The 17,321-nt window shown below is 46.2% G+C and carries 12 protein-coding genes; 8 read left to right on the top strand and 4 right to left on the bottom strand.

From position 1 onward, the window contains the following. Positions 1 to 70 precede the first annotated feature (70 nt). Entirely contained in the window at positions 71 to 1,912 is a 1,842-nt protein-coding gene (locus CXM95_RS12290) for an FAD/NAD(P)-binding protein (protein WP_086297148.1), read from the bottom strand. A gap of 37 nt (positions 1,913 to 1,949) precedes the next feature. Then, a complete protein-coding gene (locus CXM95_RS12285) occupies positions 1,950 to 2,945 on the bottom strand; it encodes an ROK family protein (RefSeq protein WP_016621584.1) in 996 nt (331 codons plus the stop codon). 172 nt (positions 2,946 to 3,117) lie between these two features. On the opposite strand from CXM95_RS12285, the gene CXM95_RS12280 reads away from it, so the two are divergent. Next, on the top strand, positions 3,118 to 3,924 hold the full coding sequence (locus tag CXM95_RS12280; RefSeq protein ID WP_034872313.1) for a Cof-type HAD-IIB family hydrolase: 807 nt from the start codon (positions 3,118 to 3,120) through the stop codon (positions 3,922 to 3,924). A gap of 85 nt (positions 3,925 to 4,009) precedes the next feature. On the opposite strand, the gene CXM95_RS12275 is transcribed toward CXM95_RS12280, so the two are convergent. Both CXM95_RS12275 and CXM95_RS12270 read right to left on the bottom strand, forming a co-directional pair. Continuing rightward, positions 4,010 to 6,160 (bottom strand): GH92 family glycosyl hydrolase, encoded by a 2,151-nt coding sequence (locus CXM95_RS12275; RefSeq protein ID WP_034872311.1) that lies wholly within the window; start codon positions 6,158 to 6,160, stop codon positions 4,010 to 4,012. 5 nt (positions 6,161 to 6,165) lie between these two features. After that, positions 6,166 to 7,218 (bottom strand): GntR family transcriptional regulator, encoded by a 1,053-nt coding sequence (locus CXM95_RS12270; RefSeq protein ID WP_086297145.1) that lies wholly within the window; start codon positions 7,216 to 7,218, stop codon positions 6,166 to 6,168. A 155-nt stretch (positions 7,219 to 7,373) separates the two neighbouring features. Here CXM95_RS12270 and CXM95_RS12265 point away from each other — a divergent pair, with 155 nt between their 5' ends. From CXM95_RS12265 to CXM95_RS12235, 7 genes are all read left to right on the top strand, one after another. Next, positions 7,374 to 8,663, top strand: coding sequence for a glycoside hydrolase family 125 protein (locus CXM95_RS12265; RefSeq protein ID WP_016613582.1), 1,290 nt, complete (start codon positions 7,374 to 7,376; stop codon positions 8,661 to 8,663). 73 nt (positions 8,664 to 8,736) lie between these two features. Continuing rightward, positions 8,737 to 11,415, top strand: a complete 2,679-nt coding sequence (locus CXM95_RS12260) for an alpha-mannosidase (RefSeq protein ID WP_016613581.1) — start codon at positions 8,737 to 8,739, stop codon at positions 11,413 to 11,415. Positions 11,416 to 11,418: 3 nt separating this feature from the next. After that, positions 11,419 to 12,294: an ROK family protein gene (locus tag CXM95_RS12255; RefSeq protein WP_086297142.1), complete on the top strand. Its 876-nt coding sequence runs from the start codon at positions 11,419 to 11,421 to the stop codon at positions 12,292 to 12,294. Further along, positions 12,287 to 13,678, top strand: coding sequence for a glycoside hydrolase family 1 protein (locus tag CXM95_RS12250; RefSeq protein ID WP_086297138.1), 1,392 nt, complete (start codon positions 12,287 to 12,289; stop codon positions 13,676 to 13,678). The genes CXM95_RS12255 and CXM95_RS12250 overlap by 8 nt, the downstream gene beginning before the upstream one ends. 240 nt (positions 13,679 to 13,918) lie before the next feature. Next, positions 13,919 to 14,800, top strand: coding sequence for an ABC transporter permease (locus CXM95_RS12245; RefSeq protein ID WP_086294872.1), 882 nt, complete (start codon positions 13,919 to 13,921; stop codon positions 14,798 to 14,800). A gap of 13 nt (positions 14,801 to 14,813) precedes the next feature. Then, positions 14,814 to 15,734 carry a carbohydrate ABC transporter permease gene (locus CXM95_RS12240; RefSeq protein ID WP_005225516.1) on the top strand — a complete coding sequence of 307 codons (921 nt, stop codon included), beginning with the start codon at positions 14,814 to 14,816 and terminating at the stop codon, positions 15,732 to 15,734. Positions 15,735 to 15,761: 27 nt separating this feature from the next. Then, a complete protein-coding gene (locus CXM95_RS12235) occupies positions 15,762 to 17,231 on the top strand; it encodes an ABC transporter substrate-binding protein (protein WP_016613578.1) in 1,470 nt (489 codons plus the stop codon). Positions 17,232 to 17,321: the final 90 nt, after the last annotated feature.

Genomic DNA, 17,321 nt, shown 5'->3' with positions numbered 1-17,321 from the left:
TTTGCGGAAGAAAAGCAAAAAACTTCCGAAGCGGTTCGTCGGAAGTTTACGTTTGATAGAAAAGAAGCGACTAGAAGATGTGGTGTAAGAGGTCAGCGGCGATCTGGTCCGCCTGCCGTAAATTCCAAGCATCGGTTCCTGGCTGAGCAGTGGCAGCCGTCAGCCAGTGGATGCCTTCTGTGGGAATCCCGAAACAATAGAGGGCAGTGTAGGGGCGTTCATCTGGTCCAAGGACCTGATTGGTCTCAGGATCGATGGCGATAGCACCCGTCTCAAAAGGCACCTCATTGGGTATCGGCAACCGGTGCGGGTGAATGATCCGATCGTTTAGCAGTTGCCGCAACAAGGAATTGTTGGTTCGACGAATCGCTGTCGATGGAATGCGGGCCTCAATTAGTTGCGTCGCGTGATAGCGTGTGTCGGGAGATCGCTTTGAATACGTACAATAAGCCTCCTCAATCTCAACAGTCATGTCAGGACCTAGTAAGGTCACCACTCCGGCTTCCATCAAGGCGACCAGTTCCTGCAGTCGTTGAACCGGCGGACCGATCGATAAAAAGCTGTTAAAGGGAACGAGAGACTGCCAAAAGAGTGTTTTCAGGTCTTTTGCTGGCATTAGCTGATGATCGAGAACAAACCGAATCGGGTCACGCAGATCTTTGAAGACTTCCAAGGCACTGCTGATAGGTCCCGCTAGATTGCCTTTTTCGGCATCTTGGATTTGGGTACGTAATAGCGCAATGAAAAAGTCTTGCAAGGACTGCTGCTCTTTCTGAGCAAAGGGATCGGCTAGTTGGTGCCATGACCACCATTCCCTCTTAGGAAGCTGCCATTTTTTTAGCAAGTCTTCAGATCCTTCCGTGGCAACAAAGGCGGTGGTAAAAGCGTCAAGCTGATCTTTGTCAAGCCGCTGTTTTTCTAAAAGCAGCGTCTGATAATAGACGAGTTCTGCCTCTTTCTTTAAATAGAAGAGCAGGGTCTTGCCAGCAACCGTTTTGGCTGCTTGCCAAGCAGCGAGGCGTTCAGGGGTCAAAAAAACGGGCTTTCGCTGCTGCGTTGGTGTTTTTTGATTGCGGCCACGAGGATGATACGGGACACCCCGACGAGAACCGGCGATGATTTGCGGTTCTTCACCAGAAGGTTGATAGACGAGGGATTCATTGACTTTGACGAAGGTTCCGCCCCGACCACTGGTCAAGCGGGTGACGTAATCGTAAAAGGCAAGTCCTAGTCCCCGTAAAATCACAGGTTCTCCGGCTTTCACAGCCGTTAGATCCGTATCTGCCGCATTGGCTGGCGGTGCATAAAACCAGCCATTATTTTCTGCGGCAGCCGCCAATCGTTGTTCTGCTGCTGACAGTTGGGCTTGTGAATGGCCTGTAGCTAAGACGACGGCATCAACAAGGAATGTTTGGTGAGCCGTCGTCAACTGGTAGCGATTTTTGGAAAGAGGGATCAAAGAGCTGACACTATCTGACAGATGGTTGACGGTAATGGATTCAGGTAGCTCTATTAACAACTGCTGATAAAACCACTGTTGATAGAGTCCATATAACGCCCGCGAGCAATGCCCGTTAGGATCAAGTGAATCAAGTGCTGTGCATTCCGCAACGAGCTCAGGGGCATGCGTGGCTGCGAAATGTTTCCCTTCTGTCACTGCCCATTCGTATAAGGTAGGTCCTTTGACCACGGGGCCGCCGGTGCTTAATGTGTCATCCGTGAAAAGGGTGACTTGGCTGGTCACAGAATTCAATAGCAAATCTGCCGATTGGTCCGTGCGCCAAACTGCCCCAGGAAGAAAAGGATCAAACAGCAGCAAGTCGATGGCTTGTTTGTTTTGTTTGCTATGAGCAATCAGCCGTTCTGAAAGTGAAAGTCCACGAGGACCAGCACCAATGATCGCTATTTTCATATCACACCACCTCAATTATTCTATGGTCTTTGTGTCATCAACGGGCTAAGTCAAAAGGTGTCTTGCGGAAAATCAGCCAGTGCATGCCTAGCACCATGGCTTCCTCGATAGCATCGATATAATGGAAAGCGGGCTGATTGGGTTGTTGCTGCAGCAATGGATTTTTTTGGATCGCGTCTAGGAGATCGGTTTTTACTGCATCACTGCTGGCTAAAATGATACAGTGGGGGGCAAAAGCTGCATTGTAAAATGGCAGTATGCTTGTCAGGCGCTGGACCAAAGCCGTGCGGTCTTGCGGTGCACCTTGATCCAAGTAGCCGGGTAAAAATTTTGCCTCTCCCGCTAGGGCATCTTTTCCTTCTAAAAGCGCACCATTGACTAGGAGCGTGATACCGGGCATGCTTTTTTCAGGATTGTACATGCCAACGATGGTTTGCTGCAAGGAGATCTGTTGGGCGATGCAATAGCCGATCGTTAAAATATGGGCATCGTTTTGACAGTAGAAGGGCAGTGCAGTGACCTCTGCCACGAGGGCTGCCAGCTGCCAGCCGTTAAATTTTTCATACCAGCTGGAAGTCACGGTTCCTCCACTGATTTTTCCTGGTAAAAAGAGGGCGATCTGTTCCACAGAAGGAAATAATGCCAGCTCGTTCGTTACACATTCTTGAAAGCGATGAGGGGCAACATCAGGAAAGGGCTGGTCGTGTTTTGCCAAAACCTTCCCCTTGCGGTCGATCAGCATGGACCAAAGAGCCAAGGAGCCATCGTGATCGATAAAGCTAAGCAAAAGAGAATGACCTCGGTCTTGATTTAGCTGATAGGTCACTGCTGGTCGTCCTAGCTCTTTTTGCTCCAGCGGACCTTTCGTGATTTCCCCCTCTGTTAACAATTCTTTTAATAATGAGTTAGTGGTGACCATGCTGATGCCGGTTTTCTTCACTAAATCGGAGGCGAATAATGCCCCGTTTTGAAACAAAGTTTTTAAAACCAGCTGTTTGTTTTGCTGGCGAATGGTATGGGTGGTAGAAGCCATAAATGTTCTCCTTAATGAAGTGATTTAATTAAGTATACCGACGGGATGAAACGATGTAAAGTTTTTAAAAGACTGACTTGACGGAAAACTTGAAAATAAGTATACTTAATTAATAATGTTAATTAAGTGATTTGGAATGAAGAGGACACGAGGTAGAGGGGAAGAGAAACGTATGATCAAATTAGTCATCACAGATTTAGACGGTACATTTTTGAACAGCCAAGGCAGTTTTGATCGGCCTTATTATGAACAAGTCAGCCAACAAATGAAAGAAGCGGGTGTTGCTTTTGCTGCGTGTACCGGCAAACAGTGTGAACGAGTGGAAGAACTGTTTGGTGAAGCAGCAGCGGATGTTTGGATTCTTGGGGATAGCGCGACCCGCATCAAACATCAAGGAGAGTACATCTTTGAATCGCTGCTGCCAAACGAATTAGGGCGGCGGATCATTGCGAAGCTCGCTGCGATTGCGCAAGATCATGTGATCATTGCTTGTACACCGACTGCGGCGTACATTGCTGACACAACCAATGAAGCGGATGCGCAGAAAGTGCGTGGCTCTTATCGGGTGGTCAAAACGGTGGCGGATTATCAAACTATCACAGAAGATTTTGTGAAGCTCACTATTTTTGATCCCAAACTACGTTGTTTTGAGCATGTCCAACAGTTAAGCGAATTTACCAATGAAGCGTACATCGTGGCTTCGGAAGCCGCTTGGATCGATATCACCAATCAAGGCGTCCACAAAGGAACGACTGTGGCACACTTGCAAGAATTGCTGCACGTCACACCCGAGGAGACAATGGTTTTCGGCGATGGCTTGAACGATTTGGAGTTGATGGCAGCTGGCACGTTTAGTTTCGCCATGAGCAATGCCTTTGAGGAAGTCAAGGCAGCGGCAGCGTTTGTGACCAAATCAAACGATGAAAATGGCGTGCTGAAAACTATCGAACGTCTGTTACCGCTACAAATGAACCAATAAAAAAATCGCTCCCTGGCAGGGACAGCGTGCACTTTCAATTGACTGAAAGTAGACTGCTGCCTGTTGCTAAGGAGCGGTTTTTTCGTTATGCATGTGGTTGACTGACGCTATAAGGATAGGCATCGGCTGACCACTCTTTGCTGCGAGGGACGATACCTAGCTGGAAGTTCAATGTACCACCGGCAGTCAATTCTTGGTGGGTGAAAAATAATCGCTCGAAGGGTTCTTCGTTCAATGTAATTTTATCCACGAAGAGCTGTTGCGGCGCATTGGGCGTGCTCTTGATCACTAAGTCTTTGCCTGAAGCAAGATGCAGTGTTGCTTGATCAAATAAGGGCATGCCAATGACATATTCGCCTGTCCCCGGTGTGACTGGATAAAAGCCCAAGGCATTGAAGATGTACCAACCAGCCATGCTGCCGTTGTCTTCATCGCCAGGAAAGCCTTTTGGTGAGTCATTGAAGCACTGTGTCAGTAGCTGCTTGATCAAGGGCTGTGCCATTTCTGGTTTGCCCAAATAGCTGAATAGATACGGATAGTGGAAGCTTGGCTGATTGGAGATCGCCAGCTGACCAAAATCGAGTGCGGCCATCTCACTCATTTCATGGATCTCGAACCCGTAACCTTCTGTCGTATAGCGAGGTTCTTGATTGCACAAGTCAATCAGTTTTGCTTCAAAGGCCGCTTTGCCGCCGTGTGCAGTGATCAAGCCAGCGAAATCATGGTAAACAGCAAAACTACTTTGCCACGCACTGCCTTCTGCATAATCCAAGCCCCAGCGTGTGTCACTAAACTCTGGACGAAAAGCGCCATCTGGGTCTTTTGCCCGCATAAAGCCGGTCTCCTGATCGAAAATGTTGCGGTAATTTTGCGATTGCTGCTGATAATAGTCTGCTTGCTCGTCACCCAGCTGTTGCGCGACTTGTGAGATACAAAAATCACTGTAACAATAATCAAGGGTGTGATTGACCGATTCATGATGCGTCAATGGCACATACCCGTAAGTCAAATAGTCCGTCGTGCCGCGCCGACCATAATTGGGATTTTCACTTTGGACGGTGGCACCTTTTTTCATCGCTGCTAAAAATTCGGGCATCAAATCGGGACGGATACCTTTTACTGCGGCATCAGCGATCACGGCATCGATCAGCGTCCCGGGCATCAACCCCCGCTCATCAGGTGATAGCCATTTTGGTAAAAAGCCGCTTTCGCGATAACTGTTCAAAAAGCCTTCCAGCATGTCTTCCAATTGTTCGACAGCCAAGAGTGAAAAGAGCGGGTAGACAGTTTTATACGTATCCCAAAAGCCGTTGTTTGTGTACAGTGGTCCTGGTTTGATCGCTTTTGCCAAGGTATCCCAGTGCACTTTGCGACCCTCTTGATCGATTTCGAAGAAGGTTTGAGGAAACAAGAATAAGCGATAAAAATTATGATAAAAAGTAGAAACTTGTGCTTGATCGTGATGCTCGATCTCGATTTTTTGCAAAAAATGATTCCATTGCTGTTGGACAGAAGCCAGATAATCGGCAGGAGCCCATTGCTGTTCCCGCTGCAAGTTCAAACAAGCTTGTTCGCGACTGAGAAACGAGGTTGCAAAACGGATCGTCTGTGTTTGGCAATCATCAAAGCGGAGAACGACGAAGGCTTCTTTGCCTGTCAAGGCACCTTCGATCGCCGTGATGGGTGTTTCAAAACGATAGACGAAATGGATGGTGAAGCTTTCGTCTTCGCATCCTGAAAATACGATCAGTTGACCAGCCACTGTCTGTTCATCCAACTGTTCTAAGACATAGTCACCCGGCAGTGACAAGCCAAGACCCGGCTGATCCCCGCAGTTTTCAATAGACAGCACACCGCCATACATACTGGGAATCAAAGTCGTTGTTGTTAAATACCGCTGCGTCTTGATTTTAAGAAAGGCTGGATTAAAGGTGCTTTCTTCCGGACGATACGAGCTTTGCGCATGGAAAAGGGTATTTTCAGAAAGCGTGCCGTTTATCGGCAGCATCGTCAGATGGCTGAAATCACCCATCCAAGGGCTAGGCTGATGGGTGATGCGAAAGCCCTGAAAGGTTCGATCTTCTGGATGAAACCACCAACTGCCTCGTTGATCGCTGGTTTGCGGGGCAAAGTAGTTCATGCCAAAAGGAACCCCTGTATAAGGCAGGCAGTTGCCATGGGAAAAACTATATTGGTTGTCTGTTCCGTGTCGTGTGTCGATCATTGATACGTTCACTTGGTTCACTCCTTTAATTGGGTTGATTCTCTTTTGATCAAAGAAACAGCCACTAAATGGATGGTCGTCTCCGTTGGTACTGGGGGTGCTGCCTTCGCAGCGTTGATTTTCTCAATCACTTGGTTTCCTGCCAAGCGCCCCATCTCCGCAAAATTCTGCCCGATGGTCGTTAGTGCTGGATCAACGAGGGCAGCGGCTTGGATATTATCGAAACCAACCAGGGAAATGTTGGCAGGGACGTGCAAATCTGCTTGACGCAGTGCACGCATCAATTCGATGGCGATCAAGTCATTTTCACAGACGGCTGCCGTGACCTGATGTTCTTCCAGGTAGGCAAGCGCATTTGCGATACTGGCAGTAGCGTCGTCTAGCTTGGTGCGAAAGGTTCTTTGGTTTTTTTTCAGCGCATCGATGTAACCTAGATAACGCTGACGGACGGATTGTGGATGGTGGGTATCACCAAAAATATAAGCGATCCGTTGATGCCCCAACGCAAGTAAATGCTCCGTAGCTAGCTGTCCACCTTGAAAGTTATCTGGCATGACCGCTGGAAAATCAAACTCATGCAGCTTTTTATCTAAGGTCACGATAGGAAAGTGTTTTTCAGCACATTCGAACAGCAAGTCATAGTAAGAAAACGTATTGCTGGCGTAATAGATCAGGCCGTCGAATTCTTGCATCAGCTCAGCTGCCGTCGTTTTTTCCAAATAATCCACTGGTGTCATCAAAAGTTCAAAGCCGTGTTCTTGCATCACGGGGTAAATGCCTTCGGTAAAGTTTCCTAAAGAGAGATCATTGGCAAAGGGCAAGACAAACAAAATTCGTCCAGTCGCTTTTTTTTCCTTCAATTCTCGGACAAAGCTGCCGCTGCCTTGCACGCGATAGATCAGCTGATTTTGTTCCAGTTCCGTCAAGGCTCTTTTAGAGGTGATCCGACTGACTTGGTATTGTTCAGATAGTTCTTTTTCAGTAGGGACACGACTGCCCGGAGCTAATCGCCCTTCAACGATGGCTTCGTGAAGCTCCGAGTAAATTTTTTTATATAATGGTTGTTTCATAAGAAAACCCCTTTTGATATATCATATTTGTTAGCATACCATAAACCGATAAAAATGAAAACCCTTTAATTATTTTGAAAAAGCGCTAGACATTCACATGATTCATGATATACTAGGTTCGTAAATTGATATATCAAATCAGGGAAGGTGATGGAATGGTTTATAAAGAAATACCAACTTCAGTAGCAACATTTATGGAAACGATTACGGATCTATGCGGAGAAACGCATGCCGATTGGGCGAAAAATTTTAATGCAGCTTTTGCTAATACACTATTAACGACGGTCAAGCGTCATGAGGATGGCACGACCTTTTTACTGACGGGGGATATTCCAGCCATGTGGCTGCGAGATTCCACTGCGCAAGTTCGTCCGTATTTAGTGATCGCCAAAGAAGATGAAGACTTAGCAAGTATGATCAGCGGGTTGGTCAAGAAGCAATTCTACTATATTACGATCGATCCTTACGCAAATGCCTTTAACGAATCAGCCAATGGCGCTGGCCACCAAACAGACGATACAGAAATGAACGATTGGATCTGGGAACGCAAATATGAGATCGATTCTTTGTGTTATCCGATCCAACTGGCCTATCTGCTATATAAAAACACAGGCAGAACAGATCAGTTCAATGATGATTTTGTAACAGGCATCAAAAAAGCCTTGGAGGTGTTTGTAACAGAACAAAACCATGAGGAATCCCCGTATCGCTTTGAACGGGATACCTGGCGAAAAGAAGATACCTTGACTCATGACGGCAAAGGCGCGCCGGTGAAACCCGTTGGCTTGACTTGGTCAGGTTTTCGACCAAGTGATGATGCCTGCAAATACGGCTATTTGATTCCCTCCAATATGTTTGCGGTGGTGGTCTTAGGCTATATCCAAGAAATCTTTACGACGGTTTTAGAAGACACAGCGATCGTGGCACAAGCGAAAAAATTGCAAGCAGAGATCGAAGCAGGGATTAAAGCATACGGGTTGACCAAAAATCAAGCTGGCGAAGAAGTCTACGCGTATGAAGTGGATGGATTCGGCAATGGCACACTGATGGATGACAGCAACGTGCCGAATTTGATCGCTGCCCCTTACTTGGGGTATGGCAGTATGGAAGATCCCCTTTATCTTCAGACCCGTAAAACGTTGTTAAGCAGTGAAAATCCGTATTTCTATGAAGGCAAATACGCTAAAGGCATTGGCAGCTCTCATACGCCAGAAAATTATGTGTGGCCGATCGCCATGGCAATGGAAGGCATGACCACCACTGACAAAGAAGAAAAGAAACGAATTTTGGATCAGTTAGTGGCGACAGATGCGGGTACAAATTTGATGCATGAAGGGTTCGATGTCGATGATCCTTCGCAATACACGAGAGAATGGTTCTCTTGGGCGAACATGATGTTTTGTGAATTGGTCATGGATTATTTCGATATCCGAGTGGAAAAATAAGCAGCACGACCCACGACCGTTCGAGTGACACAAAAAGCAGTCCAACGACGCAAACAGCGAGGAGTAAAAATCAATGAAGAAACAAGTTTATATCATCTCTCACAGCCACTGGGATCGGGAATGGTACATGCCTTACGAACAGCATCACATGCGGCTAGTTGAATTGATGGATGATCTTTTAGAGTTAATTGAAAATGACCCTGAGTTCCACAGCTTCCATCTAGATGGGCAGACGATCATCTTGGATGACTATTTAGAAGTGCGACCTGAAAAACGCGAAGCGGTCAAAGCGGCCATCAAACAAGGAAAATTACAGATCGGTCCGTTTTATATTTTGCAAGATGACTTTTTGATAAGTGCTGAATCAAACACCCGTAATATGCTGATTGGAATGGCAGAAAGCAAAAAGTGGGGCACCCCTGTTATGTTGGGTTATTTCCCAGATACTTTCGGCAATATGGGGCAAACCCCGCAAATGATGCTGCAAGCCAATCTTGAAAGTGCTGCATTTGGACGTGGCGTCAAACCAATCGGCTTTGACAACGAAGTTTTACCCGATGATCAATTTACTTCCCAATATTCTGAAATGCATTGGGAAGGTCCAGATGGCAGTCAAATCTTTGGTCTACTTTTTGCCAACTGGTACTCCAATGGCAATGAGATTCCAGTGGATAAAGCAGAAGCCAAAGCTTTTTGGACACAAAAACTGCAAGATGTAGAGAAATTTGGTGCCACCAATCATTACTTAATGATGAATGGGGTCGATCATCAACCTGTCCAAAAAGACATTTCGGCAGCGATTCGTACAGCTAACGAGCTTTTCCCAGAGTATGAATTCAAACACGCCAGCTTTACCGAATACCTTGAAGCGGTGCAAGCAGATCTGCCAGATGACCTAGGAACTGTCACAGGTGAATTGACCAGTCAAGAAACCGATGGTTGGTATACTCTAGCCAATACCGCCTCTTCCCGAGTCTATCTGAAACAATGGAATACAAAGGTTTCCCGCCAATTAGAAAATGTCGCTGAACCATTAGCAACTATGGCTTATGAAGCAAGCGGCAGCTATCCTCACGATATGTTGGATCATGCGTGGAAAACACTGATGCAAAATCATCCTCACGACAGTATCTGCGGCTGTTCAGTGGACGAAGTACACCGAGAAATGATGCCGCGGTTTGAAAAAGCCAATGAAATTGGTAAGTTCGTGGCAGATGAAGCGTTACGCAATTTAGTAGCCGCCATCGACACGAGCAGGTTTCCTGAGGAGAGTCGTCCCTTTGTGGTCTTCAACACCACTGGCAGCACCCGTTCTGGTTTAGTGGAAGTCGTGATCGAACTTGAGCGTAAAACATTCCGTGAAGGATTGCCAAGCAAGCTTTACCACGAATTATTGGCGAAGCCAAAAGGTTCTTATTCGGTGATCGATGAACAGGGGAAACCTGTTGCTGCGATCATCAGTGAAGAAGAGGTCCTTTTTGACTATGAATTGCCTAAAGATGCCTTTCGGATTCCTTTCATGAAACGCTTTGTCACGGTTCAAGTAGAAGCAAACCAGTTGCCGGAATTTTCATGGCAGACCTTTGCCCTAGTGGAAAAAGCCGCTACGCCAGTAGAGAGCGCACCGATCGTTTCAGAAGGAGGGCGTAAACTTGCCAACGCACATTTGGAAGCCGTCATTACTGAAAACGGCAGCTTGACGATTACAGACAAAGCAACCCAAAAAACGTATCGCAATTTACTGGTTTTCGAGGATGTGGGGGATATCGCCAATGAGTACATCTTCAAACAACCAGAAGGGGATCAAGCAATCTTATCGACGCAATTTCCGCATCAGGTGACGATCGAACAAAACGATCCGCTGGTGGGAATTGTGCGACTGACACAAGAATTACAGATTCCTGTTTCAGCAGATGACCGTTTGTTAGAAGAACAAAAAGCTGTCGTCGATTTCCGTTTCCGTAAAGCACAGCGGAGTCAAGAATTGGTTGCTTTCAAGATCGAGACGGAGATTCGCTTAGAACGAACCAGCAACCGCCTGGCATTTAAAACCACCGTCAACAACCAAAGCAAAGATCACCGACTGCGGGTTTTATTCCCAACAGGGATTATCACGGATTTCCATGAAGCTGACAGCATTTATGAAGTCGTAAAACGGCCGAATCAGGTTTCCAGTCATTGGGAAAACCCAACGAATCCGCAGCATCAACACGCCTTTGTCAACTTGCATGATGAAACAGGCGGCATGACGGTTTCTAATTTTGGTTTGAACGAATATGAAATCGTGAAGGATCAGATCTGCTTGACCTTGTTGCGCTGTACGGGAGAGCTAGGCGATTGGGGCTACTTCCCAACACCAGAAGCGCAATGCTTAGGCAGCCACACCTTTGAATATGGCGTAGCCTGTCATGGGGCTCCTGAAGAACGTTATGAAACGTATCGCCAAGCACAAGCTGCCCAAGTTCCTTGGACGGCAAGCCAGACCGACAAGCATCAAGGCAAGCTAGCCAGCAGCAACCAATACATGGAAGCTCATGGAACGACGGTAGCTATCACCGCCTTAAAACGCAATCGCCAAGACCAGCAGATCGTTTTGCGGGGCTATAATTTGGCGGATCAAGCCACTGCCTTTCATGTGCAAAAAGAGCAGGCGACACTCTGTCTGTTGAACCTATTAGAGGAAGAACAAGCATCGTCCGTCAATGAGCAATTACATCCATATGAAATTCGAACCATTGGAGTAAAGGAGTGAGAAATGATGGTTTACGGAGGAATTGAAGCCGGCGGCACAAAAATGATTTGTGCCGTTGCCGATGAACAGCTGACGATCATCGCCCAAGAGTCGATCCCAACGACAACGCCAGAGGAAACGTTAGCGGCGATCTTTGCCTTTTTCGATCCCTATGATCTCGTGTCATTAGGGGTCGGTTCCTTTGGTCCGATCGGGATCGATCCAACCCAAGCGACCTATGGCCACATACTATCCACGCCGAAACAAGGCTGGCAGCAGTTCGATTTTCTCGGTGCGTTGAAGAAGCGCTACCCAGAGACAGCATTTGCTTGGACAACAGATGTCAATGCTGCCGCTTATGGAGAATTACGCCAAGGAGCGGCACAAGGCAAAGACAGCTGTGTCTATTTGACGGTAGGGACCGGCATTGGCGCCGGGGTCGTTCGTGAAGGAATGATTTTCGAAGGGATCGGTCATCCAGAAATCGGTCATACCTATGTCAAACGTCACAGTGAAGATATGTATGCTGGTACATGCCCGTATCACGGCGACTGTCTGGAAGGATTAGCCGCAGGGCCTTCTTTGGAAGGACGTACGGGGATCAAAGGACAAGACTTGCCGCAAGCGCACGAGATTTGGGGGTTGCAGGCCTTTTATCTAGGGCAAGCGCTGGTCAATATCACGTTAACTTTAGCACCTGAGATAATCATTTTAGGCGGTGGGGTCATGAATCAGCCGCATTTACTCGCTCAAATCCAACAAGCCTTCCTGAAACAGATGGCAGGCTATATGGAGACACCACCAGTGGAAGACTACATCGTCACTTGGGGCTTGCCGAACAAAAGTGGCATTATCGGCTGTCTCTTGTTAGGCAAAGAGCAGGTGACTGCCCATGACTAGCCTGCATTTTCCTAAAGATTTTTGGTGGGGAGCCGCTGCCAGCGGTCCGCAAACTGAAGGACGAACGGCCGATGATGGCAAAGGCGATTCGATTTGGGACTATTGGTACGCAACGGAACCAGAACGCTTTTATCAAAAACGGGGACCCAAAGATACCGTCCAGCTGCTGCAGCGTTACCCAGAAGATGTAGCATTGATGAAAGAGATTGGCTTTAATTCTTTTCGAACCTCGATCCAGTGGAGTCGCTTGCTGCCAGAAGGAAGAGGAGCGGTCAATCAACAAGCGGTGGCGTTTTATCGCGAGTACTTCGCCACTTTGATCGAAAATGGCATCGAGCCTTTCATCAATTTGTATCATTTTGATATGCCGATGGCACTGCAAAAAGAAGGCGGCTGGCTCAATCGCGAGACTGTCACAGCATTTGCAGATTATGCCGCTTTGTGTTTTGAGTTGTTCGGTGATCAAGTCCGTCATTGGTTCACGCAAAATGAACCGATCGTGCCAGTGGAGATGGGGTATTTGTATCAACAGCATTACCCAGCAGAAATCAACTTGGCACATGCGGTGCAAGTCGGCTACCATGAAGCACTCGCCAGCGCTTTAGCGATCCAACGCTTCCGTCAGTCTCAGCAATCAGGCGAAATCGGCATCATCTTGAATTTGACACCGACCTATCCGAAAGATCCGAATGATGAAAAAGATGGCCAAGCGGCGCAACTGGCAGATGCCTTTTTCAACCGTTCCTTCTTAGATCCAGCGGTCAAAGGCACCTTTCCGGAAGAATTGATCACTATCTTAAACGAGTTGGCGATCATGCCAGAAACCAGAGCAGAAGATTTGCAGATCATTAAAGAAAACACGGTCGATCTCTTGGGGGTCAACTATTACCAGCCGCGGCGGGTGCAGCAAAAGCGTTATGCCAAAACAGCGGACACTCCAATGCCAGAAGATTACTTCGATGTTTATGATTGGCCAGAAAAGAAAATCAATCCCCATCGAGGCTGGGAAATTTATGAACGAGGCATTTATGATACCTTGATCAACCTACGAGACAACTACGGCAATATCCCTTGTTATATTTCAGAAAACGGCATGGGAGTCGAAGATGAAACACGCTTTATCGATGCCAGCGGTCAGATCCAAGATGAGTACCGCATCACCTTTATCAAAGATCATTTGCGGTATGTTCACCAAGCAATCCAAGAAGGCAGCCGGTGCCGCGGGTATCACATGTGGACTTGCATGGATAATTGGTCTTGGCTGAATGAATTCAAAAATCGTTACGGGTTTATTGCCGTTGATTTGGCTACCCAAAAACGCACCATCAAAAAGTCAGGTGAGTGGTTCCGCGAAGTGATTCAGCAAAACGGCTTTGTCGATTGATCCTTTGTAAAAAACAACTCAATGAAGCGTCCTATCTTGCAAAAGGTAGGACGTTTTTTTGGTTTTTAGAGAATAAAAACAAAATATAAACAAAGACCTTTAATTTGTTTCATTTTATCTTTAGTTTGTTCCTTATTTTTTAGGGATGAAAGCGTTATTCTAGTAGCATGAAGGAGATGATGAGATGTGAAGAAAAAGGGGTTTTGGAGGAATGTCTGGCAATACAAAGCGTTAATATTGATGGCTTTGCCAGGTGTTGTCTGGTTTATCTTTTTTTTCTATATACCTGTATTCGCAAATGTGGTGGCGTTCAAAGATTTCCACATTTCACCAGACGGCTTTTTTGCCAGTTTGAAACAAAGCCCGTGGGTCGGCTTTGATAACTTTAAATTTTTATTTGCATCCAATGATGCTTGGCTGATTACTAGAAATACGTTACTCTACAATATCGTATTTTTAGCATTCAACCTATTCTTTGCGATTGCCTTTGCCATTATAATGAGTGAGCTACGCAATAAGCGTTTGGTAAAAGTTTATCACACGATGTCACTGTTGCCGTACTTCCTTTCTTGGGTGGTTATTTCGTACTTTGTCTATGCCTTTTTGAGTCCAGACAAAGGGATCATCAACCAATGGATCACGGGTATGGGCGGTGAAGGAATCAACTGGTATGCTGATCCGAAATGGTGGCCGTTTATTTTCGTCTTTATGAATGTCTGGAAGAGCTTAGGCTACAACAGCATCATCTATTATGCGTCAGTGGTCGGGATCGATCAAACGTATTACGAAGCCGCGATGGTCGATGGCGCCAGCAAATGGCAGCAGATTAAAAATGTGACGTTGCCACAACTGATTCCAATGATTTCCGTCTTGTTGATTTTGAACATCGGTGGGATCTTCCGTGCCGACTTCGGACTTTTCTATCAAGTCCCACGAAACTCTGGGGCGTTGTACCAAGTCACCTCCGTTTTAGATACGTACATTTATAATGGACTGACTGCCACAGGCGACTTCGGGATGACCGCAGCTGCCGGCCTTTATCAATCAGTGGTTGGGGCATTATTATTACTAACAGCGAATTTGGTTGTTCGTAAACTAGAACCAGATTCAGCATTATTCTAAGGAGGATGGATAAATGAAGAAAAAAGTAACGAAAGTCGAGATCCGCTCCTTTAACCCAACGGTCAACCTGATTTTTAATATCGTGATCGGTCTGTTCGCGATTTCCTGTGTCTTGCCGTTTCTCTTTGTGATCGCGATCTCATTGACCAGTGAAACCTCTTTGGCAGAAAACGGCTATCGCTTTTGGCCACAAGAATTTTCGTTCGCAGCATATACCTACCTGTTTAGCGGACAAATGAGCAGCAAAATTTTCCAAGCATTTGGCGTATCTATTTTTATCACTGTTTTTGGTACCTTCGTCAATGCAACGATGACTTCACTATATGCCTATGTCATCTCTCGCTCAAATTTTCCATTCCGTCGGTTCTTTACGATCTTTGCTTTGATCACCATGTTGTTTGCGCCAGGGATGGTTGCCAATTACTTAGTGATGGTCAACTTGATCCAATTGAAAGACACGATTTGGGCGTTGATTTTACCCCTTGCCTTAGGGCCTTTTAATATCCTTGTTATGCGGACCTTCTTTAAAAAGACGGTACCAGATAGTATTATAGAATCTGCGCGCATCGACGGTGCCAGCGAAATGAAGATTTTTCTGTCCATCGTGTTGCCCTTAGCGGTTCCAGGGATCGCAACGATCAGTCTATTTGCCGCTCTTGGCTATTGGAACGACTGGTTCAATGCATTGTTGTATATTCAAAAAGACTCTTTAGTGCCGTTACAAGCACTTTTGATGCGGATTCAAAGTAACTTGGACTATCTAGCCAAAAGCTCTGGTATGGCTGCCCAGATCCAAGGTGGTTTGGCCGCTTTGCCAAGCGAAACTGCTCGCATGGCAATCGTTGTTGTTGCAACCTTACCGATTGCGATCACCTATCCATTCTTCCAACGGTATTTTGTCGGTGGTCTGACAATTGGTGGCGTCAAAGAATAATCAAATGAGTATAGGGAGGAAACAAAAATGAATTTGTGGAAAAAAACAGCTTTTGCTGGGATGGCCGCAGCGGCAACTTTGGGAATGGCTGCCTGTGGGTCGAACGGCGCAACATCCGATTCAGAGAACAATGCAGACGGCGTAACGACTTTATTGATGTATCAAGTCGGGGACAAGCCAGAAAACTTTGATCAATTAATGGAGATCGCTAATAAACGCATTGAAGAAAAAACCAACGCTCGCATCGATCTGCAGTACATCGGCTGGGGAGACTGGGATCAAAAAATGAGCACCATCATTTCATCGGGTGAAAACTACGATATTTCTTTTGCCTCAAACTATGTTGCCAATGCGCAAAAAGGCGCGTATGCAGATTTGACGGAGTTAGCACCAAAATATGCCAAAGAAGCGTATGATCAATTAGACGAATCTTATATCAAAGGCAATACGATCGACGGAAAATTATATGCCTTTCCAGTCAACGGCAATATTTATGCCCAACAAGTCTTGACCTTCAATAAACAATATTTAGACAAATATGATTTGGATATCAGCGGGATCGAATCTTATGCAGATGCCGAAGACGTGTTGAAGAAGTTCAAAGAAGAAGAACCAAACATCGCACCGTTTGCGATCGGACAAACCTTTAATGTTTCTGGAAACTATGATTATGTGATTGGGAAAGATTACCCATTTGCTGTCAAATTGGATGGCGATACAACGAAGATCATCAATCAATACGAAGATGATGAACAAATGGAAAACTTGAAATTGATGCACAAATGGTACAACGAAGGCTTGATCCCAACCGATGCAGCCACCAATACAACTGGTTACCCATTAGAAGGCAACACATGGTTCATGCGTGAAGAAACCCAAGGACCAATGGATTACGGTGATACGATCTTAAGCAATGCCGCAGGTCATGAATTGGTTTCACGTCCAATCACGAAACAATTAAAATCAACCGGACAAGCGCAAATGGCAAACTTTGTCGTAGCGAATGTTTCGAAAAACAAAGAAAAAGCAGTGGAAGTGTTGGGCTTGTTGAACAGCGATCCTGAATTGTTGAATGGATTGGTTTGGGGTGTCGAAGGTGAAGCATGGGAAAAAATCGAAGGCCAAGACAACAAAATCCGTCTCCTTGATGGCTACTTGCCAAATACCCGGATGGCTGCTTGGAACACTGGGAACAACATGATCCTTTACACACAAGAATCCATCACAGACGATATGATCAAAGAGCGTGATGAAAACATTGCTAACGCGGAAGCATCACCAATATTAGGGTTCAACTTCAAGACTGATAATGTGAAAACAGAAATCACGAATATCGCCAATGTCATGAACCGTTACAAAGCAAGTTTAGCAACCGGAACGATCGATCCAGAAGAAAATGTTCCGAAACTAAACGAAGAATTAAAAACCGCTGGCTGGGAGAAGGTCCGCGATGAAATGCAAAAACAATTTGATGAGTACCGCGCAAGCCAAGAATAAGTAACAGGTGGTTCTCATAAATCAATAGATCAAGCAAGCCGGAGGCTAAACGCATCAGGACCAATGGTTCCCACGTCTAGCTTTTGGCTG

This window comes from Enterococcus sp. CR-Ec1, assembly GCF_002850555.1.
Classification (GTDB): Bacteria; Bacillota; Bacilli; order Lactobacillales; family Enterococcaceae; genus Enterococcus_D; species Enterococcus_D entomosocium.
This window is presented reverse-complemented; position numbering and strand designations above follow the sequence as displayed.

What these genes read in the sequence shown, in the direction of transcription:
- CXM95_RS12290 (WP_086297148.1), bottom strand. Translation starts at nt 1,912, where the DNA reads ATGAAAATAGCGATCATTGGTGCTGGTCCTCGTGGACTTTCACTTTCA.
- CXM95_RS12285 (WP_016621584.1), bottom strand. Translation starts at nt 2,945, where the DNA reads ATGGCTTCTACCACCCATACCATTCGCCAGCAAAACAAACAGCTGGTT.
- CXM95_RS12280 (WP_034872313.1), top strand. Translation starts at nt 3,118, where the DNA reads ATGATCAAATTAGTCATCACAGATTTAGACGGTACATTTTTGAACAGC.
- CXM95_RS12270 (WP_086297145.1), bottom strand. Translation starts at nt 7,218, where the DNA reads ATGAAACAACCATTATATAAAAAAATTTACTCGGAGCTTCACGAAGCC.
- CXM95_RS12265 (WP_016613582.1), top strand. Translation starts at nt 7,374, where the DNA reads ATGGTTTATAAAGAAATACCAACTTCAGTAGCAACATTTATGGAAACG.
- CXM95_RS12260 (WP_016613581.1), top strand. Translation starts at nt 8,737, where the DNA reads ATGAAGAAACAAGTTTATATCATCTCTCACAGCCACTGGGATCGGGAA.
- CXM95_RS12255 (WP_086297142.1), top strand. Translation starts at nt 11,419, where the DNA reads ATGATGGTTTACGGAGGAATTGAAGCCGGCGGCACAAAAATGATTTGT.
- CXM95_RS12250 (WP_086297138.1), top strand. Translation starts at nt 12,287, where the DNA reads ATGACTAGCCTGCATTTTCCTAAAGATTTTTGGTGGGGAGCCGCTGCC.
- CXM95_RS12245 (WP_086294872.1), top strand. Translation starts at nt 13,919, where the DNA reads ATGGCTTTGCCAGGTGTTGTCTGGTTTATCTTTTTTTTCTATATACCT.
- CXM95_RS12240 (WP_005225516.1), top strand. Translation starts at nt 14,814, where the DNA reads ATGAAGAAAAAAGTAACGAAAGTCGAGATCCGCTCCTTTAACCCAACG.
- CXM95_RS12235 (WP_016613578.1), top strand. Translation starts at nt 15,762, where the DNA reads ATGAATTTGTGGAAAAAAACAGCTTTTGCTGGGATGGCCGCAGCGGCA.